At 61.3% G+C, this 26,949-nt stretch carries 24 protein-coding genes; 16 read left to right on the top strand and 8 right to left on the bottom strand.

Annotation, left to right across the window (positions count from 1 at the left end; translation table 11 throughout):
- Positions 1-223: 223 nt before the first annotated feature.
- The 11 genes from urtA (at position 224) to ureC (ending at position 10,219) form a co-directional block, all read left to right on the top strand.
- The gene (gene urtA, locus K7431_RS29195) at positions 224-1,489 is read left to right on the top strand and encodes an urea ABC transporter substrate-binding protein (protein ID WP_012721972.1); all 1,266 of its coding nucleotides are present in this window, start codon (positions 224-226) and stop codon (positions 1,487-1,489) included.
- An 83-nt stretch (positions 1,490-1,572) separates the two neighbouring features.
- On the top strand, positions 1,573-3,075 hold the full coding sequence (gene urtB, locus K7431_RS29190) for an urea ABC transporter permease subunit UrtB (RefSeq protein ID WP_043204707.1): 1,503 nt from the start codon (positions 1,573-1,575) through the stop codon (positions 3,073-3,075).
- Positions 3,075-4,142, top strand: a complete 1,068-nt coding sequence (urtC, locus tag K7431_RS29185) for an urea ABC transporter permease subunit UrtC (protein WP_012721970.1) — start codon at positions 3,075-3,077, stop codon at positions 4,140-4,142. Before urtB ends, urtC begins: the two co-directional genes overlap by 1 nt.
- Complete coding sequence (urtD, locus tag K7431_RS29180) at positions 4,139-4,972, top strand: urea ABC transporter ATP-binding protein UrtD (RefSeq protein ID WP_012721969.1); 834 nt, start codon at positions 4,139-4,141, stop codon at positions 4,970-4,972. Before urtC ends, urtD begins: the two co-directional genes overlap by 4 nt.
- Before the next feature lie 50 nt (positions 4,973-5,022).
- Positions 5,023-5,721 carry an urea ABC transporter ATP-binding subunit UrtE gene (urtE, locus tag K7431_RS29175; RefSeq protein WP_012721968.1) on the top strand — a complete coding sequence of 233 codons (699 nt, stop codon included), beginning with the start codon at positions 5,023-5,025 and terminating at the stop codon, positions 5,719-5,721.
- A gap of 30 nt (positions 5,722-5,751) precedes the next feature.
- On the top strand, positions 5,752-6,591 hold the full coding sequence (locus K7431_RS29170) for an urease accessory protein UreD (protein ID WP_012721967.1): 840 nt from the start codon (positions 5,752-5,754) through the stop codon (positions 6,589-6,591).
- A gap of 145 nt (positions 6,592-6,736) precedes the next feature.
- Complete coding sequence (locus K7431_RS29165; protein ID WP_010213535.1) at positions 6,737-7,039, top strand: urease subunit gamma; 303 nt, start codon at positions 6,737-6,739, stop codon at positions 7,037-7,039.
- 9 nt (positions 7,040-7,048) lie between these two features.
- Positions 7,049-7,561 (top strand): GNAT family N-acetyltransferase, encoded by a 513-nt coding sequence (locus K7431_RS29160; protein WP_012721966.1) that lies wholly within the window; start codon positions 7,049-7,051, stop codon positions 7,559-7,561.
- Positions 7,562-7,566: 5 nt separating this feature from the next.
- Positions 7,567-8,100: a GNAT family N-acetyltransferase gene (locus K7431_RS29155; RefSeq protein ID WP_012721965.1), complete on the top strand. Its 534-nt coding sequence runs from the start codon at positions 7,567-7,569 to the stop codon at positions 8,098-8,100.
- Positions 8,097-8,402 carry an urease subunit beta gene (locus K7431_RS29150; protein WP_012721964.1) on the top strand — a complete coding sequence of 102 codons (306 nt, stop codon included), beginning with the start codon at positions 8,097-8,099 and terminating at the stop codon, positions 8,400-8,402. Before K7431_RS29155 ends, K7431_RS29150 begins: the two co-directional genes overlap by 4 nt.
- A gap of 116 nt (positions 8,403-8,518) precedes the next feature.
- A complete protein-coding gene (ureC, locus tag K7431_RS29145; RefSeq protein ID WP_012721963.1) occupies positions 8,519-10,219 on the top strand; it encodes an urease subunit alpha in 1,701 nt (566 codons plus the stop codon).
- A gap of 152 nt (positions 10,220-10,371) precedes the next feature.
- Here ureC and K7431_RS31355 read toward each other — a convergent pair whose 3' ends face one another.
- The 3 genes from K7431_RS31355 to K7431_RS29130 form a co-directional block, all read right to left on the bottom strand.
- Positions 10,372-12,255 carry an NEL-type E3 ubiquitin ligase domain-containing protein gene (locus K7431_RS31355; protein WP_224265978.1) on the bottom strand — a complete coding sequence of 628 codons (1,884 nt, stop codon included), beginning with the start codon at positions 12,253-12,255 and terminating at the stop codon, positions 10,372-10,374.
- 38 nt (positions 12,256-12,293) lie between these two features.
- Positions 12,294-15,491 (bottom strand): dermonecrotic toxin domain-containing protein, encoded by a 3,198-nt coding sequence (locus K7431_RS29135; protein WP_148270887.1) that lies wholly within the window; start codon positions 15,489-15,491, stop codon positions 12,294-12,296.
- 111 nt (positions 15,492-15,602) lie between these two features.
- Positions 15,603-16,547, bottom strand: coding sequence for a DnaJ C-terminal domain-containing protein (locus K7431_RS29130; protein ID WP_012721960.1), 945 nt, complete (start codon positions 16,545-16,547; stop codon positions 15,603-15,605).
- Between the two features lie 237 nt (positions 16,548-16,784).
- Between K7431_RS29130 and K7431_RS29125 the strand changes: the two genes are divergently transcribed.
- On the top strand, positions 16,785-18,053 hold the full coding sequence (locus tag K7431_RS29125) for an Hsp70 family protein (protein ID WP_012721959.1): 1,269 nt from the start codon (positions 16,785-16,787) through the stop codon (positions 18,051-18,053).
- Positions 18,054-18,177: 124 nt separating this feature from the next.
- On the opposite strand, the gene K7431_RS29120 is transcribed toward K7431_RS29125, so the two are convergent.
- The 3 genes from K7431_RS29120 to K7431_RS29110 form a co-directional block, all read right to left on the bottom strand.
- Positions 18,178-19,191, bottom strand: a complete 1,014-nt coding sequence (locus tag K7431_RS29120; protein ID WP_012721958.1) for an AI-2E family transporter — start codon at positions 19,189-19,191, stop codon at positions 18,178-18,180.
- 229 nt (positions 19,192-19,420) lie between these two features.
- On the bottom strand, positions 19,421-19,723 hold the full coding sequence (locus tag K7431_RS29115; protein WP_012721957.1) for a PsiF family protein: 303 nt from the start codon (positions 19,721-19,723) through the stop codon (positions 19,421-19,423).
- A 71-nt stretch (positions 19,724-19,794) separates the two neighbouring features.
- Entirely contained in the window at positions 19,795-20,583 is a 789-nt protein-coding gene (locus K7431_RS29110; RefSeq protein WP_012721956.1) for an AraC family transcriptional regulator, read from the bottom strand.
- Between the two features lie 97 nt (positions 20,584-20,680).
- Between K7431_RS29110 and K7431_RS29105 the strand changes: the two genes are divergently transcribed.
- Positions 20,681-21,556, top strand: coding sequence for a DMT family transporter (locus K7431_RS29105; RefSeq protein ID WP_012721955.1), 876 nt, complete (start codon positions 20,681-20,683; stop codon positions 21,554-21,556).
- Positions 21,557-21,661: 105 nt separating this feature from the next.
- Here the strand turns inward: K7431_RS29105 and K7431_RS29100 are convergent, their stop codons facing one another.
- Positions 21,662-22,552, bottom strand: coding sequence for an esterase/lipase family protein (locus tag K7431_RS29100; RefSeq protein WP_012721954.1), 891 nt, complete (start codon positions 22,550-22,552; stop codon positions 21,662-21,664).
- A 168-nt stretch (positions 22,553-22,720) separates the two neighbouring features.
- Between K7431_RS29100 and K7431_RS29095 the strand changes: the two genes are divergently transcribed.
- On the top strand, positions 22,721-23,251 hold the full coding sequence (locus K7431_RS29095) for a ferritin-like domain-containing protein (protein ID WP_010213553.1): 531 nt from the start codon (positions 22,721-22,723) through the stop codon (positions 23,249-23,251).
- A 133-nt stretch (positions 23,252-23,384) separates the two neighbouring features.
- Here the strand turns inward: K7431_RS29095 and K7431_RS29090 are convergent, their stop codons facing one another.
- On the bottom strand, positions 23,385-25,454 hold the full coding sequence (locus K7431_RS29090; RefSeq protein ID WP_012721953.1) for an AsmA family protein: 2,070 nt from the start codon (positions 25,452-25,454) through the stop codon (positions 23,385-23,387).
- Between the two features lie 359 nt (positions 25,455-25,813).
- On the opposite strand from K7431_RS29090, the gene K7431_RS29085 reads away from it, so the two are divergent.
- Positions 25,814-26,266, top strand: coding sequence for a hypothetical protein (locus tag K7431_RS29085; protein WP_043204703.1), 453 nt, complete (start codon positions 25,814-25,816; stop codon positions 26,264-26,266).
- A gap of 162 nt (positions 26,267-26,428) precedes the next feature.
- The coding region (locus K7431_RS29080; protein WP_224316759.1) for a TetR family transcriptional regulator at positions 26,429-26,949 on the top strand (521 nt) is incomplete at its 3' end.

Raw genomic sequence — 26,949 nt, 5'->3', positions numbered from 1 at the left:
ATGCCCACCCGCCCATTGCGTTGCATAGCTACCTCGCCCTGTTTCGGGGCTGCGGCTGCACTCACGCATCAATCCGGCGCCAACCTGGTGCACGCCTGCGCATGACTGAGCCATCCCGCCTCGTGGCGACACGCCCTCAGCCCTCTCGGCACAGCCTTTGCAATCGCTTGCTCAGCAGCTGTTTCTGCCCTCATAAAAACATTGAGTTTCTGGAGATCGCACCATGAAGCGTCGCAGTCTGATCAAGGCTTTCACCCTGTCCGCCTCCATTGTCGCCATGGGCCTGACCTGGACCGTGCAAGCCGCCGAGACCATCAAGGTCGGCATCCTGCATTCGCTGTCCGGGACCATGGCAATCTCCGAAACGTCGCTTAAAGACATGGCGTTGATGACCATCGACGAGATCAATGCCAAGGGCGGGGTGAACGGCAAGATGCTTGAGCCGGTGGTGGTGGACCCCGCGTCCAACTGGCCCCTGTTCGCCGAGAAAGGCCGGCAATTGCTGACCCAGGACAAAGTCGCCGTGGTGTTCGGCTGCTGGACCTCGGTGTCACGTAAATCGGTGCTGCCGGTGTTCGAGGAGCTCAACGGCCTGCTGTTCTACCCCGTGCAGTACGAAGGCGAAGAGATGTCGCCGAACGTGTTCTATACCGGTGCGGCGCCGAACCAGCAGGCGATTCCCGCAGTGGAGTACCTGATGAGCGAAGAAGGCGGCAGCGCCAAACGCTTCTTCCTGCTCGGCACCGACTACGTGTACCCGCGCACCACCAACAAGATCCTGCGTGCGTTCCTGCATTCCAAAGGCGTGGCGGACAAAGATATCGAAGAGGTCTACACCCCATTCGGCCATGCCGATTACCAGACCATCGTTGCCAATATCAAGAAGTTCTCCGCCGGCGGCAAGACTGCGGTGATTTCCACCGTGAACGGCGACTCCAACGTGCCGTTCTATAAAGAACTGGCCAACCAGGGATTGAAGGCTACCGACGTGCCGGTAGTGGCGTTCTCGGTGGGTGAAGAGGAACTGCGTGGCATCGATACCAAGCCACTGGTGGGCAACCTCGCGGCCTGGAACTACTTCCAGTCGGTGGAGAACCCGGTGAACACCAAATTCGTCGCCGACTGGAAAGCCTACGCCAAGAAGCACAACCTGCCGGGCGCGGATAAAGCCGTGACCAACGACCCGATGGAAGCCACCTACGTCGGTATCCACATGTGGGCCCAGGCCGCCGAGAAAGCCAAGTCCACCGATGTCGACAAAGTGCGTGAAGCGCTGGCCGGCCAAACCTTCGCTGCGCCGTCGGGCTTCACCCTGACCATGGACAAGACCAACCATCACCTGCACAAGCCGGTGATGATCGGTGAGATCCAGGCGGATGGACAGTTCTCGGTGGTGTGGCAGACCCAGGAGCCGATCCGCGCGCAACCGTGGAGCCCGTACATCCCAGGCAATGACAAGAAGCCGGACTACGCCGTCAAGAGCAACTAAGCCCCAAGCGCCGATAAAAGTGTGGGAGGGGGCTTGCCCCCTCCTAGATAAAGCTTGTCCGCGCATGATCAGGACATTTGTTTATGCCCACTGCCCTCTACCGCTATTTCCTGGCCTTGCTGCTGTTGCTGCCCCTGGCCGCACACGCCAGCGACGCCGAAGACTTCCTGTCCGCCAACCCCAGCCAACAAGCCAAACTCCTCCAGGACTGGGCCGCCCAGCCCGACCCGGCACGCATCGAGTTGGTGGATGCCCTGCAACAAGGCCAGCTCACGCTCAACGGCGAAACCAAGACCGTGCGCCTGAACAACCGCTTGCGCGGCTTGATCGACAACGTACAGGCCAGCCAACAACTGCTCGCGGCCGACCCGAAGGTGCGCCTGTCCGCTGCGCAAACCCTGCAAAAAAGCGCACAACCTGCGCAGTTGAAATTCCTCGACCAGCGCGTCGCCGCTGAAACGAATGAAGACGTGCACACCGCACTCAGCCTGGCCCTGGCCAATCTGCAATTGGTCGACAGCGACCCGGTGGTGCGCCTGGCCGCCGTGCGTTTGCTCGGCAGCACCGGCGACCCACTGGCCCGCACGCGTCTTGAGGCCTTGCTTGCGCCCGGCGTCGAAACCGATACCGCCGTGCACACCGCCGCCGAGACCAGCCTGGCCCAGGTCAAACGCAAATTGATGCTCGGCGAGATCCTCGGCCAGGCCTTCAGCGGCATGTCCCTGGGGTCGATCCTGTTGCTGGCGGCCCTCGGTCTGGCGATCACCTTCGGCCTGCTCGGCGTGATCAACATGGCCCACGGCGAGATGCTGATGCTCGGCGCGTACTCCACCTATGTGGTGCAGATGCTGATGCAGCGTTATGTGCCGGCCGCCATCGAGTTCTACCCGCTGATCGCACTGCCCGTGGCGTTTTTTGTCACCGCCGCCATCGGCATGGCCCTGGAACGCACGGTGATTCGCCACCTCTACGGCCGGCCGCTGGAAACCCTGCTGGCCACCTGGGGCATCAGCCTGATGCTGATCCAACTGGTGCGCCTGGTGTTCGGTGCGCAGAACGTCGAAGTGTCCAACCCCGCCTGGCTGTCCGGTGGCATTCAAGTGCTGCCCAACCTCGTGCTGCCCTACAACCGTATCGTGATCATCGCCTTCGCGCTGTGCGTGGTGGTGCTGACTTGGTTGCTGCTGAACAAGACCCGCCTGGGCCTCAACGTGCGCGCGGTTACCCAGAACCGCAACATGGCCGCCTGCTGCGGCGTGCCCACCGGCCGCGTGGACATGCTCGCCTTCGGCCTCGGCTCCGGTATCGCCGGGTTAGGCGGCGTAGCACTGAGCCAGATCGGCAACGTCGGCCCGGACCTGGGCCAGAGCTACATCATCGACTCGTTCCTGGTGGTGGTGCTCGGCGGTGTCGGCCAGTTGGCCGGTAGCGTCATGGCCGCCTTCGGGCTGGGCATCGCCAACAAGATTCTGGAGCCACAGATCGGCGCCGTGCTCGGCAAGATCCTGATCCTCGCGCTGATCATTCTGTTTATCCAGAAACGCCCGCAAGGACTCTTCGCACTGAAAGGACGGGTGATTGACTGATGAACCAGCCATTGATGCTTACGGCCGCGCAAAAGGCCGGTCCCAAGGTGACGATTGCCGTCGGCGTGCTGATGCTTGTCGTGCTGCTGGCGCTGCCTTTGCTGTCACTGCTGCCGGCGGACAACGCGTTGCATGTCTCGGCCTACACCCTGACGCTGGTGGGCAAGATCCTCTGCTACGCCATCGTCGCCCTGGCGCTGGACCTGGTGTGGGGCTATGCCGGGATGTTGTCCCTCGGCCACGGATTGTTCTTTGCCCTGGGCGGTTATGCGATGGGCATGTACTTGATGCGCCAGGCGTCCGGCGATGAGTTGCCGGCGTTCATGACCTTCCTGTCGTGGACCGAGTTGCCCTGGTATTGGGTCGGCACCGAGCACTTCCTCTGGGCGATGTGCCTGGTGGTGCTGGCGCCGGGCTTGCTGGCGCTGGTGTTCGGTTTCTTCGCCTTTCGCTCGCGGATCAAGGGCGTGTATTTCTCGATCATGACCCAGGCCCTGACCTTCGCCGGGATGCTGCTGTTTTTCCGCAACGAGACCGGGTTTGGCGGGAACAACGGCTTCACCAATTTCCGCAGCATCCTGGGGTTTGGTATTACCGAGCCAGGCACGCGGGCCGTGTTGTTTGTGGCCACCGTCGCGCTGCTGGTGGCGAGTTTGTTCCTCGGCTGGCGGCTGGCACAGAGCAAGTTCGGCCGGGTGCTGACCGCGTTGCGCGATGCCGAAAACCGTCTGATGTTCTGCGGCTACGACCCCCGTGGCTTCAAGCTGTTCGTCTGGGTGTTGAGCGCCGTGCTGTGCGGTTTGGCGGGCGCGTTGTATGTGCCGCAAGTGGGCATTATCAACCCCAGCGAAATGTCGCCGACCAACTCCATCGAAGCCGCCGTGTGGGTGGCATTGGGCGGGCGCGGCACGCTGATCGGCCCATTGCTCGGCGCCGGTGTGGTGAACGGCATGAAGAGCTGGTTTACCGTGGCCTTCCCGGAATACTGGCTGTTCTTCCTCGGGGCGCTGTTCATCATCGTCACCCTGTACCTGCCCAAGGGCGTCATCGGCTTGCTGAAGAAATGAGGAACGTCATGCTCGAACCTGTTTTTGATGCGGGCAGCGGCCGCGATGCCATCGGCCTTGGCCAGGCCGCCGGCAAGGGCCTCAACACCCGCCACGGCACCATCCTGACGCTGGAAGACATCAGCGTCAGCTTCGACGGTTTCAAGGCCCTCAACGACTTGAACCTCTACATTGGCGTCGGGGAATTGCGCTGCATCATCGGCCCCAACGGCGCGGGCAAGACCACGCTGATGGACGTGATCACCGGCAAGACCCGCCCCAGCCACGGTACCGCCTGGTTTGGTGAAAACCTCGACCTGACCGGCATGAGCGAAGTGCAGATCGCCCAGGCCGGCATCGGCCGCAAGTTCCAGAAACCCACGGTATTCGAAGCGTTGAGCGTGTTCGAAAACCTGGAGCTGGCGCAGAAGACCGACAAATCGGTGTGGGCCAGCCTGCGCGCGCGCTTGAGCGGCGAGCAGAAAGACCGTATCGAGGAAGTGCTCGACACCATCCGCCTGACGGCCTCGGCGCATCGCCAGGCGGGCCTGCTGTCTCACGGCCAGAAGCAGTTCCTGGAGATCGGCATGCTGCTGATGCAGGACCCGCAACTGTTGCTGCTGGACGAACCGGTGGCGGGCATGACTGACGCTGAAACCGAATTCACCGCCGAACTGTTCAAGCGCCTGGCGGGCAAGCATTCGTTGATGGTGGTGGAACACGACATGGGCTTTGTCGGTTCGATTGCCGACCACGTCACGGTGTTGCACCAGGGCAGTGTGCTGGCCGAAGGGTCGCTGGAACAGGTGCAGGAAAATGAGCGGGTGATCGAGGTTTACCTCGGTCGCTGAGGCTTTATGTGGGCGCTGGCGCCCACAAGGGAATCGTGGAGGTTTTGAATATGTTGCAAGTCGACACGCTGCACCAGTACTACGGCGGTAGCCACATCCTGCGCGGGCTGTCCTTTGATGTGAAAGTCGGCGAAGTCACCTGCCTGCTCGGCCGTAACGGCGTAGGCAAGACCACCTTGCTCAAATGCCTGATGGGTTTGCTGCCGGCCAAAGAAGGTGCGGTGAACTGGGAAGGCAAAGCCATTACCGGGTTCAAGCCGCACCAGCGTGTGCACGCGGGGATTGCCTACGTGCCTCAAGGCCGAGAGATTTTTGGGCGGCTGACGGTGGAAGAAAACCTGTTGATGGGGCTCTCGCGTTTTCCGGGCTCAGAAGCCAAGGAAGTGCCCGCCTTCATCTACGAATTGTTCCCGGTGCTGCTGCAAATGAAGCACCGGCGCGGCGGCGATCTGTCCGGTGGTCAGCAGCAGCAATTGGCGATTGGCCGCGCCCTGGCCAGCCGCCCGCGCCTGTTGATCCTCGATGAACCCACCGAAGGCATCCAGCCGTCGGTGATCAAGGAGATCGGCGCAGTGATCAAGAAACTCGCCGAGCGCGGCGATATGGCGATCCTGCTGGTCGAGCAGTTCTACGACTTTGCCGCCGAACTGGCCGACCAGTACCTGGTGATGTCCCGGGGTGAAATCGTCCAGCAAGGCCGAGGTGAAAATATGGAACGTGAGGGTGTACGTGGTCTCGTAACCATCTAATCTGTAGCCTCCTGACGATAAGCACACGCCATGAACCTGCCCGTTTCCCCTGCCCTGTTCACCCCCAGCTGGCACGCCGAGCTGGAACTCGGCTACGCGCGTTTCGGCGACACCACGCGCCCGGTAATGCGCCGCCACCTCGGCCCGCTGCGGGTGCAGAAGCACCTGTACGCCGAAGGCCCCGAGGTGTGCCAGCACATTATCGTGCACCCGCCTGGCGGGATTGCCGGCGGTGATCGCCTGGATATCAGCGCCCATGTCGGTGCCGGCGCCTGGGCGCAATTGACCAGCCCTGGCGCGGCCAAGTGGTACCGCGCCGGCGGCCCGGCGTATCAGCAACTGGACCTCTGTGTGGAAGCCGGCGCCACGCTGGAGTGGCTGCCCCAGGAAACCATCGTCTTCAGTGCCGCCCAGGCCGAACTCACCACGCGTATCGAACTGCACGGCGATGCGCGGCTGTTCTACTGGGATGTGGTCGCCCTGGGGCGCCCGGCCAGCAATGAGCGTTTCGACCTCGGCCACTTCCAATCGCACCTGGATATCCGCCGCGACGGCCAGTTGCTCTGGCACGAGCGCCAGCGCATTGTGGGCGCCGACGGCTTGCTCGACTCGCCCATCGGCCTGGACGGCCAGCCGGTGTTCGCCACGCTGCTGGTGACCGGCGATATAGAGCCCGAATTACTCGAACACTGCCGCGCCCTGCCCCACACCGTGCGCGGCGACCTGACCCAACTGCCCGGCTTGCTGGTGGCCCGCTGCCTGGCCAGTGAAGCGTTGCTGGCACGGGGTTGGTTGATTGATTTATGGAAATTGTTACGCCCCGTCATGTTTGGGCGAGAGGCGGTCGCACCACGAATCTGGAGCACATGAAGATCAATATGTGGGAGGGGGCTTGCTCCCGATAGCGGTGGGTCCGTGACAGATGTATTGCCTGACACTGCCCTATCGGGGGCAAGCGCCCTCCCACACTTGATCTCCATTGTATTTACGAATGTATTTCACGACGGACTGAACCATGGACCTGACCCCACGGGAAAAAGACAAACTGCTGATCTTCACCGCCGGCCTAGTGGCCGAACGGCGCCTGGCACGCGGCGTGAAGCTCAACTACCCGGAAACCATCGCCTACATCTCCGCCGCCTTGATGGAAGGCGCGCGCGACGGCCGCACCGTGGCCGACCTGATGCATTTCGGCACCACCCTGCTCAGCCGCGAACAGGTGATGGAAGGCATCCCGGAGATGATCCCGGATATCCAGGTGGAAGCCACTTTCCCCGACGGCACCAAGCTGGTCACCGTCCACCAACCCATCGCCTGAGGCACGGCCATGATTCGTGACGCTACCCAAAACGATTTGCCGGCGATCCGCGATATCTACAACGACGCGGTGCTGAACACCACGGCGATCTGGAACGAACAACCGGTGGACCTGGGCAACCGCCAGGCGTGGTTCAGCGCACGGCATGCCCAGGGTTATCCGATCCTGGTCAGCGTCGAAAACGCGGAAGTCACCGGCTACGCCTCCTTCGGCGACTGGCGCCCCTTCGAGGGCTTCCGCTACAGCGTCGAACACTCGGTGTACGTGCGCAACGACCAACGCGGCAAAGGCCTCGGCCCACTGCTGATGCAAGCCCTGATCGAACGCGCCCGCACCTGCGGTAAACACGTGATGGTCGCCGCCATCGAAAGCGGCAACCAGGCCTCGATCCGCCTGCATGAGCGCCAAGGCTTCATCACCACCGGGCAGATGCCCCGAGTGGGTATCAAGTTTGGTCGCTGGCTGGACCTGACCTTTATGCAACTGGCCTTGAATCCGGGCGCGGAACCGCCCAAGGAGTGAGATCGATGAATGCCGCGCACCTGCGTCGAGTCAATGCAGAAAGTTTTGCCCACTACCGCCTGGGTTTGATCGAGCTGTTGCTGGACGCGGTGAAGCACGGTGCTTCGGTCGGCTTCATGGCTGACTTTGATGAGGCTCAAGCGCGCGCTTATCTGAGCGGCGTACAAGCGAGCATCGAAGACGCCAGCCTGCTGCTATGGGTCGTGGTACGCGACGAGCAGGTGATCGCCAGCGTGCAGTTGGCGCTGTGCCAGAAGGCCAATGGCCTGAACCGCGCCGAGGTGCAAAAGCTGCTGGTGCACAGCAGCGCGCGCCGGCATGGCCTGGGCCAACAGTTGATGAACACCCTGGAACTGGCCGCGCGCCAGCACAAGCGCGGCTTGCTGTACCTGGACACCGAAGCCGGCTCGCCGGCCGAAGCCTTCTACCAGTCGCTGCGCTACACCAAGATCGGTGAGCTGCCCGACTACTGCCAAAGCCCGGACGGGCGCTACAGCCCAACCGCCATCTACTTCAAGACCCTGGGGCAACCTGCATGATTCCTGGTGAATATCAGATCCAGCCTGGCGATATCGAACTCAACGTCGGCCGCCGCACCGTCACCCTCAGTGTGGCCAACAGCGGCGACCGGCCGATCCAGGTGGGCTCGCATTACCATTTTTTTGAGACCAATGACGCGCTGACCTTCGACCGCGCCGCCAGCCGTGGCATGCGCCTGAATATTCCGGCGGGTACGGCGGTGCGGTTTGAGCCGGGACAGAGTCGAGAAATCGAGTTGGTGGATTTGAGCGGCGGGCGGCGGGTATTCGGGTTTGCCGGGCGGATCATGGGCGATCTTTAGGGCCTCACCGGGGGCAAGCCCCCTCCCACATTTGAATGTGTTCACACATCAAGGGTGGGAGGGGGCTTGCCCCCGATAGCGATTTCATATTCAACACATATCTTCAGGGCAATCACATGAAAATCAGCCGCCAAGCCTACGCCGACATGTACGGCCCCACCGTCGGTGACAAGGTCCGCCTGGCCGACACTGAGTTGTTCGTCGAGGTCGAAAAAGACTTCACCGTCTATGGCGAGGAGGTGAAATTCGGCGGCGGCAAAGTGATCCGCGATGGCCAGGGCCAGAGCCAGTTGCTCGCCCATGAAGTGGTCGACACGCTGATCACCAACGCGCTGATCATCGACCACTGGGGCATCGTCAAGGCCGACGTCGGCCTGAAAAACGGCCGCATTCACGCGATCGGCAAAGCCGGCAACCCGGACATCCAGCCCGGCGTGACCATGGCCATCGGCGCCAGCACCGAAGTGATTGCCGGCGAAGGCATGATCCTCACCGCAGGCGGCATCGACTCCCACGTGCACTTCATCTGCCCACAGCAGATCGAAGAAGCGCTGACCAGCGGCGTCACCACCATGATCGGCGGTGGCACGGGACCTGCCACCGGTACCAACGCCACCACCTGCACCTCGGGCCCTTGGCACCTGGCGCGCATGCTCCAGGCCAGCGATTCGTTCCCGATGAACATCGGTTTCACCGGCAAGGGCAACGCCAGTTTGCCCGAGCCATTGATCGAGCAGGTCAAGGCCGGCGCCATCGGCTTGAAGCTGCATGAGGACTGGGGCACCACCCCGGCCAGTATCGATAACTGCCTGAGCGTGGCCGATGACTACGACGTGCAGGTGGCGATCCACAGCGACACCCTCAACGAATCCGGCTTCGTCGAAACCACGCTGGCCGCGCTCAAGGGCCGCACCATCCACACCTATCACACCGAAGGCGCCGGTGGCGGTCACGCACCGGACATCATCAAGGCGTGTGGCTTCTCCAACGTGCTGCCCAGCTCGACCAACCCGACCCGGCCGTTCACCCGCAACACCATCGACGAACACCTCGACATGCTGATGGTCTGCCATCACCTGGACCCAAGCATTGCAGAAGACGTGGCCTTCGCCGAAAGCCGCATCCGCCGCGAAACCATCGCCGCCGAAGACATCCTGCATGACCTCGGTGCGTTCTCGATGATCAGCTCCGACAGCCAGGCCATGGGCCGCGTCGGCGAGGTGATCACGCGCACCTGGCAGACCGCCGACAAGATGAAAAAACAACGCGGCGCCTTGCCCGGCGACGGTCCCGGCAACGACAACTTCCGCGCCAAACGCTACATCGCCAAGTACACCATCAACCCGGCGATCACCCATGGCATCAGCCATATTGTCGGTTCGATCGAAGTGGGCAAATGGGCCGACCTGGTGCTGTGGCGCCCAGCGTTCTTCGGCATCAAGCCGACCCTGATTCTCAAGGGCGGCGCGATTGCCTCCAGCCTGATGGGCGACGCCAACGCCTCGATCCCCACCCCGCAACCGGTGCACTACCGCCCGATGTTCGCCAGCTTCGGCAGCTCGCTGCACGCCACCAGCCTGACTTTTATCAGCCAGGCGGCCTTGGACGCCGGATTGCCCGACGCCCTGGGCTTGAAGAAGCAGATTGCCGTGGTCAAGGGCTGCCGGAACGTGCAGAAAGCCGACTTGATCCACAATGACTACCTGCCGGATATCGAGGTGGACCCACAGACCTATCAGGTCAAGGCCGACGGCGTGTTGCTGTGGTGCGAGCCGGCGGAGGTGTTACCCATGGCCCAACGTTATTTTCTGTTCTGACGTCGGTCAGTCGCGGGTACAACGTGTGGCTGATGAGCCCGCCGGGGATGTAGCCGAAGACAAGGTCATGGCCGATACCTTATTGGGTGATGAAGCCGTCATCGTATTCATCACCCACAAGACGCAGGCCTTAACTATGCAGGGTTGTCCGGTTATGGCTGTTCGGCCATTTCAGCAGCGGTCAGCCCTTTGATGAGGGCTTGCTTGAGGGTCGACCACTCATTCATCAAGGCGTTGCTGGCGTCACGGTAGCGCTCGCTGGTGAGGTCATCTTCGGTGCTCAAGGCTTCAAGCCGCGCCAGGATGGGGTCGCGGTTAGCCGCAAACTGATCGGCGTATTTGCGCTGTAAAAACACCTGCCAGAACTCGCGCTGGGTGGTGGCGATAAATGCCTTGGCCGAGCCCTCCAATCCCAGCACTTCAGCTTCGGCCGCGGCCAGCATCTGCGGGGTAACCTGCGCAGTGGCCAGGTAGACCGCCTCTTGCGGTTGCCCCGGTAAGCCCAGGCGGTCGCGCAAGCCGATACGGTAGGCCAGGCGTATTTCCACGCGGTCGATCGCCAGGGCTCGTTTCACCTTGCTTTTGAGCGTGTCGTGGGACTGGGCAATGACTTCAAGACGCGTGTCGGCATCTCGCTGTGCAATACGCTCCACCTCATCAAGACGAAACAGGCCCTGGGCCAATTTGAGCAAGCGGGTTGAGGCCTGTGCATCATCAACCACGCCCACTTCCTCGTCAGACAGGCGGCGCAATTCCAGCCGGCTGAACACCAACGTAATACCGTCTTGGCAGGTGTCTACTTCACCCGCCAACTCAAACAGACTTTCGCGCAGCTCACCCGATTCGGCCGCCGCATCCAACAGGGCCCATACCCGTGTGGCCAGATCCGAATAGGCGTTTTTGTAATCATCGGTTTTGCTCAGCTCACTCAACAGCCTGAAAAACTTCTCGCTGGGCAGGATTGTTCCGTCGGGTGCCACACCCGGTGCCTCGCGCTCGATCAGCGCTGCGTTGAGCAGTGTCCAACGCTCGGTCCTGGCGGCCCGCTCCCCCTCAGGCACATCACGCATCCATTGCGCCAAACGCTCGCTGGCGCTGGCTATCACCGGCTCTGGCGCCGTCACTGCCAGCGGCCCTTGGGGCACCCTGCCCGGCTGGGTGACCCGTACGTGCACCTCTGCGTAGTCATCGAGCCCCTGCGCGGAAAACGGGTTACCGTCCAGGTAGGTGGCGATAAAAATTCTGCGCATGCCGACAGGGTCCTCGTCAGCCGGGTCCAGCAGCTCGTTGGACGCCTGGGTGATCTGATTGTCACGCAGGTCGAGGATCTCAAGGTTCACCAGCGCGCGCAGGCCCGAGGGCATGCGGGTCAGGCCCATGCTGACCAGATCAATGTGGGTCAGCCACGTCAGGGCGCTCAGATCCAGCGCGCCCTCCAGAGGGTTGCCTCGCAGTGTCAGCCGACGCAAAGCCGTGCAGCGTTGCAAGAGCGGGGTATCGAGGGTGGTCAGATCATTGTTGGCTACGTCCAGGGTTACCAGACGCGCCTGCTCACCCAACGCCGCAGGCACCTGCGTCAGGCGGTTGTTGGGGGCCTCGAACGTTTTCAGATGAGGGAACGCGCGTAAAAACTCGGCAGGGACCTCAAGCAAGCTCATGTGCCCCAGGTCGATAAAGCTGATGAACGGAAAGGACCCGGCAGGCAAGACCGGCAATGTGGGCGCCTCGAAACCGTTGAAGCTGAGTTTGTAACCCATAAACCGGTGACTGCGACTGTAAACAGGCTCCCCTGCGACCTCCTGCCAACTGTTGAGCAGCTTCATGCGGATGACGCTGCGCGCATAATCGGTAGCCCGCACCACCTTGCCCTCTTGCGCGGGCCACTCCAGGGCCAGCCCATGCCAGGCGTCGAGGGTCTGCTTCAAACTGGCGAACTGCGCCTCCAACTCGGTGAGGCGCGCCCCGCGCCGATCAGCCAGGCTGCGCAAAAAGCTATCGACTTCGCTGGTGCGCCAATAGGGGTAGATCTGACGCACTCTTGCGCGGTCCTGATTGGTCACTTCGCAACCGCCGTTCATAAGGCCACCTCCCCACACACGGCATTCAAGGGGTAGCCGTCACGACGGGCGGCCACGCGCATCACGCGTTCAAACCAAGGTGTTTCTACCGGCAGGTTCAAGGCCTTTCTCAGGGCCTTGGGTGCCAGTGCGTTGTCCTGAATCGCGTGTTTCAACGCAGGCGCCTCACTCACATGCGGCCGTCCCATGGCGGTACGCTCGCTATCGGGCAGAGCGTGTTGCAACGCGGCATACAGGGTGTCCGGCGCATGCAGCTCATGGCCTTGGCCGTCGAATGCCTGATACCGCGTGCCGTTTTTCACCAGCACTTTGGTCTCAAGCGCAAACGGTGGACCAACGCTGGTGCGCAGCGAGCCGGACAGGGACTCATCGCGAAGCTCAATGCGCACCTCGCCGCTCCATCCCGGCAGGGTTTCCAGGGTTTTAAGCACCAGCGTTGGCGTGTCCGGATTGGCCGGACTCTCCAGGTAAAGGCCTTCATACGCCCGTGCTATTCGTACACGCTGCTGCAGATAGCGCAGTGCTTCGCTGATCCGCAGCGGTATCAGTCGGCGCTGCTCGGCGCTCGGACCAAAGGGCGTGTTCAGGGTCTCGAGCTCCTTGGGTGTCGCTCGGTAAAGTACCTCCCGAGCGATGCTGGTGGGCATCTCGGGGAAACGACGCTGGATCACCTGAATCAATGCCCGTTGTGAATCACCACTCAGCAGCGGTTCGTCGCTGTAAAGACTGTTGAACAGCCGCTGCCCACTGCGCTCGGCGAAGGCGGCCAGCCGCTGCTGCAACTGCGCGGCCCGCGCCGTGGCGTCCGCAGGGGCGTGCTGGCCCAGCACCTGTTTGATCTGTTCGTCGTTAAGGAATTGCACACTACGTTCGGGCAGTTTCCCGGCCATCAAGTCGGCCTTGGACACCCTCAGGATGTCACCTGCCAATGCGCTGCGCAGGCCATAACGCGCCTGCTCACCGAACGGGCTGAACACCTCGATGAGGGTGTTGGCGGGCCACCCAGGGAGGTCGACCATCAGTGCCGCCGCGTAGTCGCACAGTGTGCTGCTGCAACGGCCGCGACGTATCTGCTCAATAACCTCACGCGCATCGGCATCAGCGGCAAAGCGCCGCAGCGTGTCCTTGAGCAGGCCGGGAAACGGCTCGGACTCGACGTACAGCTTGCGTAAGACGTCCTCGCTCATCGTGCTGACGGCCAATATCTGCTTACGCTGCACATCATCGAAACGCTCGAACGCCACGCCCAGACGGTCACGCAGCTGCGCACCTTGCCATTGCAGCGGCTGGTCGAGTTCATGGGTCCAGACCCCTTCGCCGTTGTGGCGCAAGCGCGGTTGGTAGGCGTTGCCGCGCGTGGGATGGCGCGCGGAGTAATGACCGCTCTGCGGGTCTTGCACGACCTCGTACTGCTGTTCGTCCAGCAGCAGTACCGAACGCCCCGCTAAACGATACAGCCCCAGGTGATCCGGCTGTAAGTCGGTGGGCAGCGGCACACGTCGGGCATACGCCGACAGGTTTGGCTTCCATAAGCGCGTTTGACCGTTGGGCAATTTGACGGCCTTCAAGCCCTCGACAAATGGCGAGGCCACGTAGTGAAAGATCACCGCCATTTCCGCCAGCGTCGCCAGGCTTTCCAAAACGTCGGTCAGGTGCGCCCACGCGGCCTCAACATCGCCCTGGCGCCAATCACGCACGCCCTCGAAGACACTGCTGATCAACTGGTTGGCGGTCACCAGCAGCATCGCGGCGCCCACGGGCGGTGCCACAAAGGCGGCAATGCCGACGACGAGCATGCCCACATTCAGGAAGTTGGACAGTCGGCGCTCGCGCGTCAGGGTGTCTTCCTTGGCGGTGGACACCGCCAGCACCTGACCATCGTCCAGCCGGCGCTGACGCCACTGGCCGAACATTTCGTACCAGATGCCTGAAAGGCCGACCCACTGGAAGTTCAGCGACAGGCTGATATGCAGTTCAACATTTTCCCGAGGGTCACGTCGCCAGTGACGATCCTCGATGGGGCCTTTCAAGTTCGAGACAGGGCTGAGGTATTTGAGGTAACCGCGCAGGTCGTCCTTCCAATTGCTCCCCGCTGGAGAATCCAGAACCTTTTGAGTCAGGCGCAGGAAAAAGTGCGGCCGGTCCTTCTCCGAGAGAAAACGGCTGAAAAAACGCTGGTAGTCGGTGAGCACGTCGCGCCCGTTGTCAATACGGCTGCCCTCGGGCCGGTACATCAGTTGGTGGGTCAACTCTGCTTCGAAATCACGGAAGGACGGATAGGTTTTCACCGGGTGATCGGGGTCATCCGGGATGTAGGCAATGACGTAACCACCGTCGTAGCGGTTGGCGTGTGTGCGAAAAAACACGGCACACTCCGTCAGGTTGTAGCCCAGGATGCGCAGCGGGCTGTAGGTGATCGGGCGTCCGTTGTCCCGGACATCGTCTTTGTCATGGATCACGTCAACCAACAGCTCGTAGTGCCGAAGTTCGATGTCTTCTTTCAATAGCGCCAGATACGCCGCCGCTTTTAACGCCGCCTTTTGGTTCAAGGTGTACGCGGTGGAAATGGCGACTTGCTCCGCCTGCGTACCGCCGTGGAAAAAATCATTTAAGTGTTTGGCGTAAAGCCCACCGATATCCAGGGTTCGGCAAATCGCTACAAACTGCGCCAGTGTGAGCTTGATCCGAACGATATCGAAATGTCCCTGGGCATCGGGCGCACTGATAAATGAAGACACGCTGTCGAAGTAATCGGGCTGGGCTTCAAACGCCTCGAAGTTGTTCAGGGCCGCCTGTAACAGAGAGAACGTGCGGGTGCGATAACCCGCCGTATTAACGCCCACGGGTATGCCGAAAAACGTGTATTCCACCGGGTAATAAAGCCGCAGCCAGGTGTTATCGACATCCAGCTCATGGCCGGCCGATTTGAGGGCCGCCACCAGCAAGGGTTTGGCGAAGCCTGTGATGTCCTGAATGCCCCGGTTCGACAGATCGAACTGGTTTTGCGCGTGGCAACTGGCCTCGGCCAGTTTCTTCAAGACTGACTGCTGGGGTTCGGTGAGTGCCTCGTACCCGTCGGGGCTGTCGGGCTGTATCGCTTTGAGGGCTTTGCGCCGAGCCGTTGACGATTGCAACAGGCACTGCGGGATGGCGTTTTTGATCAGTTCAAAGTGGACGCCTTGATGGCGCGTCACGGGCCTGTTTGGGGCTGACAGTTCTGGCATTGCGGGGACCTGCGCATAGCTTAAGATGGATCGCTTAATCTACGCATGGCCCCCTGCAGATGGACGTCAACTAAATACCCCTTAGTTGCTCCAAGCTTCCCTCGGATCGAACGCGGCCTTTTGCGCCAGTTCCTGCCACAGCGCCTTGACCTCGTCATCCGTGTTCTTCGGCATGACGGCCTTGAGTTGCACAAACAGGTAGCCGCGCTGCCCGGCCTTGTTCAGCAAGCCATGGCCCTTGGCGCGCATACGCTGGCCGTTCTGGCTGCCGGCCGGCACCTTGAGGTTGATCTTGCCGGTGAGGGTCGGCACCGCCACTTCCGTGCCCAACGCCAATTCCCATGGCGCCAGGGGCAGGTTGATGATCAGGTTTTCGCCGTCCACTTCAAACTTGGGGTGCGGGGCAAACTTGATGATCAGGTACAAGTCGCCATTGGCCCCACCGCCAATCCCCGGCGCGCCCTGGCCCTTGAGGCGGATACGCTCGCCATCGGCCACACCGGCCGGGATCTTCACATTCAGGCTCTTGGTGGTGTTGCTGACATGGCGGCCCGAGGCGTCGTATTGCGGCACCTGGAAGCTGATCTGCTTGGACTCGGTGGACAGCGTTTCCTCCAGGAATACCGACAGCTGCATCTCCACGTCCTGGCCTTTACGCCCGGCAGGACGGCGCTGGCCCCCCCCGAAGGCATCGCCACGCGAGCCGAAGATCGAGCTGAAGAAGTCCGAAAAATCCTCACCACCGCCGCCACCGCCATAGCCGCCACGGCTCTGCCAGCCCGGTGGCCCCTGGAACGGTTGGCCATGTTGGCCGTATTTGCGCAGTTCGTCGTATTCGGCGCGTTTGTCGGCGCTTTTAAGCGCTTCATAGGCTTCGGACGCGTCCTTGAACTTGGCTTCGGCGTCTTTTTCCTTGCTGACATCAGGATGATACTTGCGTGCGAGCTTGCGATAGGCCGCCTTGATTTCCTTGTCATCGGCGGTCGGCTCGACACCCAGAATCTTGTAGTAGTCTTTGAAATCCATCGGCGGTTCACCATCCTTTATCGAGATCGCACAGCCCGGGGCACAACGTGCGCTGCTTTGCACCTGTTGAGTCTTGTGGCCTGGGGTGCGTCAAAGTGTTATCGGCACTTGCCGTATGCAGCAGATGTGGGGGCAAATCCCCCAGTTTCAAGCACGATTTAACGGATGGTCGGCCTACGCATCCGCCCTCGACTGGCATACACTGCGCGGCCGTTTTTCAACCGGAACCCGATAGACATGAAAAACCCATCCCCAGCCCGTGCCTGCGGTATCGACTTTGGCACGTCCAACTCCACCGTCGGCTGGATCCGTCCCGGCATGGAAACGCTTATCGCGCTGGAGGACGACAAGATCACCCTGCCGTCGGTGGTGTTCTTCAACTTCGAGGAGCGCCGCCCGGTCTACGGTCGCCTGGCGCTGCACGAGTACCTGGAGAACTATGAAGGCCGGCTGATGCGCTCGCTCAAGAGCCTGCTGGGTTCCAAGCTGATCAAGCACGACACCAGCGTGCTCGGCACCGCGATGCCCTTCACCGACCTGCTGGCGCTGTTTATCGGCCAACTCAAGAGCCGCGCCGAAGCGAACGCCGGCCGCGAGTTCGAAGAAGTGGTGCTGGGCCGCCCGGTGTTCTTCGTCGATGACGACCCGATGGCCGACCAGGAAGCCGAAAACACCCTGGTCGACGTGGCGCGCAAGATCGGCTTCAAGGACATCTCGTTCCAGTACGAGCCGATTGCGGCCGCATTCGACTACGAGTCCACCATCGAGAAGGAAGAACTGGTGCTGATCGTCGACATCGGCGGGGGTACTTCCGACTTCTCCCTGGTGCGCCTGTCCCCGGACCGCCGTCACAACGACAACCGCCACGATGACATCCTCGCCACCGGCGGTGTGCACATCGGCGGTACCGACTTCGACAAACAGCTCAGCCTGCAAGGCATGATGCCGCTGTTCGGCTACGGCAGCCGCATGAAAAGCGGCGCCTACATGCCCACCAGCCACCACATGAACCTGGCCACCTGGCACACCATCAACTCGGTGTACTCGCAAAAATCCCAGCTGGCCCTGGGCAGCATGCGCTACGACATCGAAGACACCGGCGGCATCGACCGCCTGTTCAAGTTGATTGAACAGCGCGCCGGGCACTGGCTGGCGATGGAAGTGGAAGAAACCAAGATCCAACTGACCCACGAAGACAGCCGCCACGTGTTGCTGGACCGGGTTGAACCGGGGTTGAGCGTGGAGCTGAGCCGGGCACTGTTTGAGTCGGCCATTGATGGCTTGCTGGAGCGCGTGCGCAACAGCGTTACGCAACTGCTGACCGACGCCTCGGTGAGCGTGGCTCAGGTGGACACGGTGTTCTTTACCGGGGGTTCCAGCGGCATTCCGGCACTGCGCCACAGCATCTCGGCGATGTTGCCGAATGCGCGGCATGTGGAAGGGAATATCTTTGGCAGTATCGGTAGCGGGTTGGCGATTGAGGCCAGTAAGCGGTACGGCAGCTGAGTTTTATCTGAAAGACCGCGTCGTGCCCATCGGGGGCAAGCCCCCTCCCACTTTTGAATATGTTCACAGATCAAAATGTGGGAGGGGGCTTGCCCCCGATGAGGCCCGCCCAGGCAAACATGCCTTAAACCATTCCGCCCAGCTTCAGCTCACTCTTCAAATACGCATAATAAATCGGCCCCGCCACCACGCCCGGCAGGCCAAACGCGGCTTCGAACACCAACATCGCCAGCAGCAACTCCCACGATTTGGCACTGATCTGCCCGCCCACGATCCGCGCGTTGAGGAAATACTCGACCTTGTGGATCACGATCAAATACCCCAGCGCCGCCACCGCCACCCAGATCGACAGCGACAGCGCGACGATGGTGATCAGGGTGTTGGACATCAGGTTGCCGATGACCGGCAGCAGGCCGAGCAGGAAGGTCAGTACGATCAGGGTCTTGGTCAGCGGCAGGTGAATCCCGCACAACGGCAACACCACGGCCAGGAATATGGCGGTGAAGGCGGTGTTGAGCGCGGCGATCTTGATCTGGGCGAAAACAATGTTGCGAAACGCCTGGACCAGCAGGTGCAGGCGGTCGAACAGCGCGGCGGCCAGGGGTTTGCGTTTGGTCAGGTCGGGCACGCGTTGCAAGGCGATGATGGCGCCGAGCACCATGCCGATCAGCAGTGTAACGAACATGTGGGCGGCGTCTTTGCCGACCAGTTGCAGTTCACTCAGGTGCTTGCTCAGCCAATCGCCGATGGCCACGCGGAACTCGGCGGCACTGGCGGGCAGGTAGGCGTCGAGGAACGGCGGCAATTGGCCGCGCGCACGGTCGACCACGCCCATGAATTTGTCGAGGGACGCCCCAGGGTTTTCCGCTTCGTGGAGCAGGAAGCTGATGGCGCCGGCAAAGATCAGGGCCAGCACGCTGACAATCAAGGTGCCAAGCAAAGCCACCGCCAGCCAGCGCGCGCGCCGACCTTCGATCAACCGTTGCAGTTGGGGGGTGAGCATGTTGACCAGTTCATAGACCAACAAGCCGGCCAGCAGGCTGGGCAGCAATTTGAGCGGCAGCACCAGCAGCAACCCGCCGAAAATGATGATGTAGCTGGCCAGCAGCAACACATGACGCTGAGAAAACGTTGGCATACAGCCTCAAAACGAGCGGCGTTAAAGGATGGGCAGTCTGCCAGCCTTGAGTGAATCAAGCGAGTGGGTAGGTTGTGAATGCGATCAAGTGTGGGAGCTGGCTTGCTGTGGTGAGTGGGGCTTGCCCCTCGACGGCATCACCACACATCCAAATAGGGCTGCTCCGCAGCCCAGCGCGGGGCAAGCCCGCTCACCACAAAAAAACCGCTCCCACCGTCGACGGGCGTAATCAGCTACCTTTCAGGCAGGTGCTCATAAAGGTTTTACGCGCATCACCGGTCAGCGCTTTGGTTTTCGCCGACGCATTGCAATCCTTCATCTTCTGCTGCTGCGGTGTCAGGGTCTTGGCGTCATTGGCCGCCGGGGCCGACAGGCAGGTCTTCATGAACGCCTTGCGCTCGTCGCCCTTGAGCGTCTTGGTGGTGGCTTCGGCGTTGCAGGTGGTCATTTTGTTTTGCTGGGCGGTGGCGGCAAAACCCTGGGAACACAGCAGCAGGCTCATCATCAACAGCGGAATTCGCAACATCTTCATGGAGTTTTCTCCCTGTTACCGTGCCGGAGGGCACGGCCTACCCAGCAGTGTAGTCAAAGCTTGTTACATCTTCATCGCCCGCGGATATGCGTCCGACGGTACTGCTCAGGGGTGCAACCGGCCTGGCGCTGGAACATGGCAATAAACGCCGACGCGGTGCTGTAGCCCAGGTCGAACCCCACCTGTTGCACGCTGCGGTCGCTGTCGAGGGCCTCGATGGCCGCCAGGTAGCGCAGGCGTTGGCGCCACTCGCCAAAGCTCATGCCCAGTTCCCGCACAAACTGGCGCGCCAGGGTCCGTTCGCTCACGTGCACCTGTTCGGCCCAGTGCGCCAGCGGGCGGTTGTCGCCGGGGTTGGCCTGCATGCCTTCCAACACACCGAGCAGGCCGGGGTGACGGGCGTAGGGCAGGAAGCACTCATGGATTGGCGCTTGCTTGAGCTGGTCCACCAGCACTTGGGCCAGGCGGATGTCAGCGTCGGTGTGCGGGATATTCACGTCACGCTGGGCGAAGTCGCTGAGGATGGCCTTGAGAATATCGCTGATGGCCAGGGTGCAAGGCTGCTGCGGCAGTTGCTCGCAGAGTTCCGGCGCCAACCCCACCGAGTGATAGACGATCGCTTCGGCGTTGTAGGAGCTGTGCTCGGTATGCGGCGGCACCCACACGGCGTACTGCGGCGGTGACATGAAGCGGCTGCCGGCCACTTCCATGCGCATCACCCCCCTCGCGGAGTAATCCAGCGAGCCCCAGAAATGCTGGTGTGGGGTGCATTCGGTATCCGGTGCGAAGTCCGAGTAGCGGAAGTACACCGGGCTCGGCAACCGAGGGAAATCCGCAAGGCGTACGTTGTGCTTGGCCATATTGTCTGGATACAAAGGTCGTTTGTCTGGATCGCAGTATAAGCTTCGATCCAGACAATGGATAATCCTGCCTCATCTACACACCGGGCTCCTTTCGATGCAATACGCTTATCCCTTGCTGGCCATTTTTATCTGGGCCGGCAACACCGTCGTCAACAAACTGGCTGTGGGCTCGATCTTCCCGGCGGAAATCGGCTTTTATCGCTGGCTGCTGGCGGCGCTGCTGTTTACGCCATTCATGGTCAAGCCGGTGATCGCCAATTGGGCGCTGATCCGCCCGAACCTGGGCAAAGTGTTCATCCTCGGCGTACTCGGCATGGCGGTGTATCAAAGCCTGGCGTACTACGCCGCGTCGCTGACCAGTGCCACCAACATGGGCATCATCCTGTCGCTGATGCCGTTGATGGCGCTGACGGCGGCCATCATCAGCCTCGGCCAGCGCCTGACCTACGGCGCGCTGACCGGCGCGGTGCTGTCATTCGCCGGCGTGGTCGTGGTGGTGTCGGCCGGCAGCCTCGGCGCATTGCTGGAGCATGGGGTCAACCTGGGCGACGGCATGATGCTGGTCGCGACCCTGGCGTATGCGGTCTACAGCACCCTGCTGAAGAAATGGCAACTGCGCCTGCCACCGCTGGTGTTGCTGTATCTACAGGTACTGGTGGCGGTGGTGGTGCTGTTTCCGCTGTTCCTGTTCTCGGCCAAGGCCGGCCTTGGCTGGGCGAACATTCCGCTGGTGCTGTATGCATGCCTGCTGGCTTCGATGTTGGCACCGCTGGCGTGGATGCATTCGGTGAAGACCTTGGGCCCGAGCCGCACGACGTTGTTTTTCAACCTGCTGCCGCTGATCACCGCGTTGATTGCCGCCGTGGTGTTGAAGGAAGAACTGGCGCTGTATCACTTGGTGGGCGGTCTGCTGACCTTGGGCGGGGTGATCTTGTCGGAACGCTGGACCACGCCGGTCAGTGCTGCCTGAACCATCGCTATCGCAGGCAAGCCATATTCGGCCACATTCCAAAGGTGGAACTCGGTCGAATATGGGGCGGGCTTGCTCGCGAAGAACGAAAACGCGGTCTCCCGACTAGACTCCAGCAGCCTTGAGCCTTTGCGCATGCTCGACAAATAGACGGATCGGCTCCGCGCCCTTGCCCACCAGCCCCAGCGACTGGTTGACGATATCAAAGTGGTCCAAGGGGTAGTCATCACCGATCACCAAGCCCAGGTGTGAGCTGTAGCGCCCGACCATGCCGTCGCACTGGCCCTTTTCGCGCACGAAGCTGCGGGCGAACACGCGGCAGCTGCGATTCGTGCCGTCGAAGAGGTTGCGGCCACGGTCGGTGATGCCCGGTTGCAAGGTGCCGGACCACGAGTAATAGCGCACGCCGTTGACCTCCTCGGCGCCCTGCCCGCCCCATGTCTGCGGCAACCCCTGTGGATAGTTTTGATTGAACAGCGCCACGCCGGCGCTGGTCAGGGAGTGATGGGACGCCTGCAAATCCGCCTTGAAGCGTGGCCCGCGGGACCCGGTTTCCAACACGCCCATCACCCAGGCGGCCAGGTGAAACAGCGCGCTCATGATCCGACCTTTGGCGCCGTCAACGGGGTAATGGGTGTGGATATGGTCTGCCAGTTCCGACCCATGGTTGGGCCCGGCCACCGAGGTCACCGACGCCACCCACTCCGGGCGCTTGGCCGCCGCGTATCGGGCAGTGAGTGCGCCTTGGCTATGGCCGATCAGGTTGACCTTGTCGGCCCCGGTTTCACGGCGAAGGCGCTCGATCTGCACCAGCAATTGCTCGCCGCGCACCTCGCTGGAATCCAGCGGCGCCACTTGTACGGGAAACACCTGCGCCCCACCCGCCCGCAGTGCCGGGACGATGCCGTACCAGTAGGGGAACCACCCCAGGCGCACGAATCCGAGCATGCCGGGCACCAACACCAGGGGGTAACGCGTGGCTAATGACTGCGGCATGGGCCGAACGTCCGTGATCAGGAAGGGATGCCAATAGGCTAGCCGAGTCCCGCGACGAGGTTGTGACATAAATCCGATAAAACTTTTTGCGCAGCCCACCACTCACAACTGGAAGCGATCACGCCGACAGAGCGTGGCGTAAACCCGGATTAGCCCCAGGAGATTGAGATGACTGAAGCAAACTTGACTGACGTTGCGACCCTGCGCAGCCGCGCCCGCCAGAACGTCGAAAACGGTGCCGTGACCGAGGGTTACGACGCCGACCGCGAAGAGATCATTCGCCTGCTGAACGCCTCGCTGGCCACTGAGCTGGTCTGCGTATTGCGCTACAAGCGTCATTACTTCATGGCCAGTGGCATCAAGGCCGCGGTGGCCGCGCAGGAATTCCTCGAGCACGCGACTCAGGAAGCCGAACACGCCGACAAACTCGCCGAGCGCATCGTGCAGCTGGGCGGTGAGCCGGAGTTCAACCCGGACCTGTTGTCGAAGAACTCCCACGCGCAGTACGTCGCGGGCAAAGACCTGAAGGAAATGGTCTACGAAGATCTGGTCGCTGAGCGCATCGCCGTGGACAGCTATCGCGAAATCATCCAGTACATCGGCGATAAAGACCCAACCACGCGCCGTCTGTTTGAAGAGATTCTGGCTCAGGAAGAAGAGCACGCCGATGACATGGCGGATATTCTCGAAAGCCTGTAACCCAGCGACACGCAATACCTATGTGGGAGGGGGCTTGCTCCCGATAGCGGTGGATCAGTCAATTGAGATATCGACTGATATACCGCCATCGGGAGCAAGCCCCCTCCCACATTTGTTAACTGTGTATGACCCGTTAGCCTTTCACGGTCTTGGGCGCCTTGCCTTCCTTCATCTGTTGCAGCAACGGTGCGCACTCATTGGGCTCACCACCGCTTGGGGCAACCAGTGCCAGCAGCCCGGCGGCCGGACCAGCGATGACACCCAGCGCCACCATGCCTGCGCCACGCAGCGCCAGGGGGATGGCTTTCACACCAGCATTCGGCTTGATAAACGGTCCGTTCACGTACAACGGTGAACGCAGGGAGAACAGGCGGAAGCCTTTAGATTCCGGGGTGACGGTCAAGTCCAACTGCTCCGTGGCCATGTTCGCCGTGCCATCGATGTAGATGATGGCGTTCTCCGTATCGAACACAAACAACCGCGTCGTCGCCAGGCCGGTCTTGATCCCGAAGTCCGCTGCCGCGCAGTTGATCTTCACTTCCTTGTCGCCAAACAAGCGACCTACCACGTAGTTGCCCACATTGAGCCCGGCGATTTCCATCAGGCCACGGCTGATTGCGCCGTCGTTGATCAGCATCTTCAGGTCACCGTTGGATGTGCCCAGCAGCGCTGCCACGGAATTACCGCGACCGGAAATATCGGCATCGCCGTTCAGTTCACCAAAGCTGGTTTTCATCGGTTCGAACGTCGGGAACAACTGCTTGAGCTTGAAGTTGCGCGCGGTGAGTTTGGCGCGGCCTTCCATCGGGGTCGTGCGACCGTTCAAACGGATTTGTGCGTCCAACTTGCCGCCGGCCACGCCGAAACGCAGGGGTTCGAGGCTCAGTTCGCCGTCATTGAGCACCAAGTGGGTGTAGAGGTCGGTGAAGGGCAGATCGGCACTGTGCACGATGCGCTTGCCGGTAAATTCCACATCGGCATCCATGACACGCCAGCGCTCGGTGCGGAACTCTTCCACCGGCAGCACTTTGTTCGCGGGTTGCTTGCTGTCAGCGCCACGGGCTTTTTGCTTGGCATTGGAGTCGGCACCGATCAGAGGGGCGAGGTCGGTCATCAGCAATTGGTTGGACACCAGCGCACCGCTGAGCTTAGGCCGCGGCTGGCTGGCGACGTAGGCAAGGTCACCATGGATATCGCTGTTGCCGATCTTGCCGTTGAAGTTGTCATAGCGGAACGAGGCGCCGTTGGCTTCGTGCAGCTTGGCGATCAGGTGACCGTCGGTGGAATAGGCCGGTGAGTCCGGCAGGGTCACGCCGGTCAGCGGGTAGAGGTTGCCCAGGCTGGAACCGGCGAGCTTCAGGCGCAGGTCGAGGGCACCCAGGTTGAGCGGGTCAGTGAGGGTGCCGGCCAGGGCGATGCTGGTGTCGGCAATCTTGACTTGGGCTTGCAACGGGAACGGCTTGGCCGCGTCCTGCAGGGCCAGCAGGCCGCCGATTTTGCCGCTGCCGTCGAGTTTCTGGCCGTGATACTGGCCTTTGACCTTGAGGGCGAATGCGTAGTCCTGGGGCGCGGAACCTTTCTCCAACGCCTTCTTGGCATCGGCATCGCCGACGATTTCGCCGAAGGGAATGGGCTTGCCCAGAGGATCGATGATCACATCCAGCTGGGTCTTGAGGGTTTGGTCGTCGAGGGTCACGTGGCCCTTGTCGAAGCCGATGGCACCGATGTCCACCACCCAGTTGGAAGGTTCGGCGTCAGGGTCCTTGGGGTCGAACTTGAAGGTCCAGTTGGCGCGCCCGTCAGCCAGGCGCTGCAGCTGCGCGTCCGGCTCAGTGAGGTCGATGCGCGGGATCACCACGCGCTGCACCAGCAACGCCAGGGGCGAGATACGCAGTTCAACCTTTTTGAGGGTGACCATATGGGGTTTTTTCGACCAGTCGGGGTTGCCCAGGGTCAGGTCCTCGGCAATCACGTGAGGCCACGGTACCCAGGCGCGCCAACCGCCCTCATCGGGCTCACGCGCCCATACCACCGCCAGGTTGCCGTTGATGGCAAACGGTCGATGCAGCTCCTCGGAAACCTTGGCATTGAGTGGCGGCTTGATGCGGTTCCAGTCAAAGAACACCAGGACCAATACCACCACGGCGATTAACAGTACGAAGCTGGCGCAGCTCCAAGCGACGATTTTACGAGTGCGCGTCATTGCACATAACTCCTGAATACGACTGGCTGGGTGACAGCCTTTAAGGACAGCTTATAGAACTACGACTGGCAAACCCTACGGGGGTTTAACCCAATCCTGGATTTGCCGGGAAAAACCTCAATTTCTGACCAGCTCGACAGATTCCCCCTACGAGGGCGCACCATTGTTACCCATGCGCGTGTCGAAAATACCCACATCGGTGCAAAACCGCGTGCTTGAGAGGCCCGTTCTAGAGCCCCCGCCAAGAACAATCAATTCCGTTGATTATTACCATTGTGTTTATGAACTTTTATATCGACTTATCGAGAGTAGCATTAGCCCTGTACCCACTTTATCGCCCTCCCAAGGAGCAACCCATCATGAAACGCCAAGTACTCGCTACCGTCCTGTTATCCATCCTGGCTTCCAGCGCCTTTGCCCTGCCAGCTGCCGAACAGGTCACTCCACAAGTCAAAGCCGACGCCGTTCACTTCAACCAGACGTTGGCCCGCAGCGGTTCGCAAGAAGACGAGAACCGTGACTATGCCAAAGGCGCTGTTGCTGAAAACGGTTCGGAACACGCCAACAAACGCGCTTACACCGAAGGCCTGACCGAAAATGGCCGCAACCGCCTCGAACAAAAAGGCTTGGTTGAAGGCGGTGCTGACCGCCTGCAGGAACGTAACGCTGTTGCCGAAGGCGGCCGTGATCGCCTGGAACAGAAAGGTTTGGTTGAAGGCGGCGCTGAACAAGCCAACGAACGCGCCTACACCGAAGGTGTTGCCGAAGGCGGTGCAGACCGTCTGCAAGAACTGCATCAAGCACAGAGCTAACCCCGTGGTGGCCCAGAAAAAAGCCCGATCAGTCGATCGGGCTTTTGACTTTTTGTAGGCCCTGCTTGTAGACCCTGACACGCCCGCCCTCCCCGCCAAGTTCGACGCCAGCGAAGCTGTTTTGCTAGAGTGCGTCGCTGTACTTGCCGACAAAGCCCGCCCATGCTGCCCCGCGCCGAACAGAAGCAACAGACCCGCCTCGCCCTGATGGACGCAGCCCGCCATCTGATGGAGTGCGGCCGTGGGTTTGGCAGCCTGAGCCTGCGCGAAGTGGCGAAGACGGCCGGCATCGTGCCCACCGGTTTTTATCGTCATTTTGCCGACATGGACCAACTTGGACTCGTGCTGGTGAGTGAAGTGGGCCAGACCTTCCGCGCCACGATCCGCCTGGTGCGCCACAACGAATTCGTGATGGGCGGCATTATCGATGCCTCCGTGCGGATCTTTCTCGATGTGGTCTCGGCCAACCGTTCGCAATTCCTGTTCCTGGCCCGCGAGCAATACGGTGGCTGCCTGGCCGTGCGCCAAGCGATTGGTGCATTGCGCGAAGACATCACCCGTGATTTGGCTGCCGACCTGACGCTGATGCCCAAACTGCAGCATCTGGATCCAGAAGGCCTGCACGTGATGGCCGACTTGATCGTCAAGAGCGTGTTCGCCACCCTCCCCGACATCATCGACCC

Source organism: Pseudomonas fluorescens group sp. (assembly GCF_020093335.1).
In the GTDB taxonomy this organism is placed as follows: Bacteria; Pseudomonadota; Gammaproteobacteria; order Pseudomonadales; family Pseudomonadaceae; genus Aquipseudomonas; species Aquipseudomonas petroselini.
This window is presented reverse-complemented; position numbering and strand designations above follow the sequence as displayed.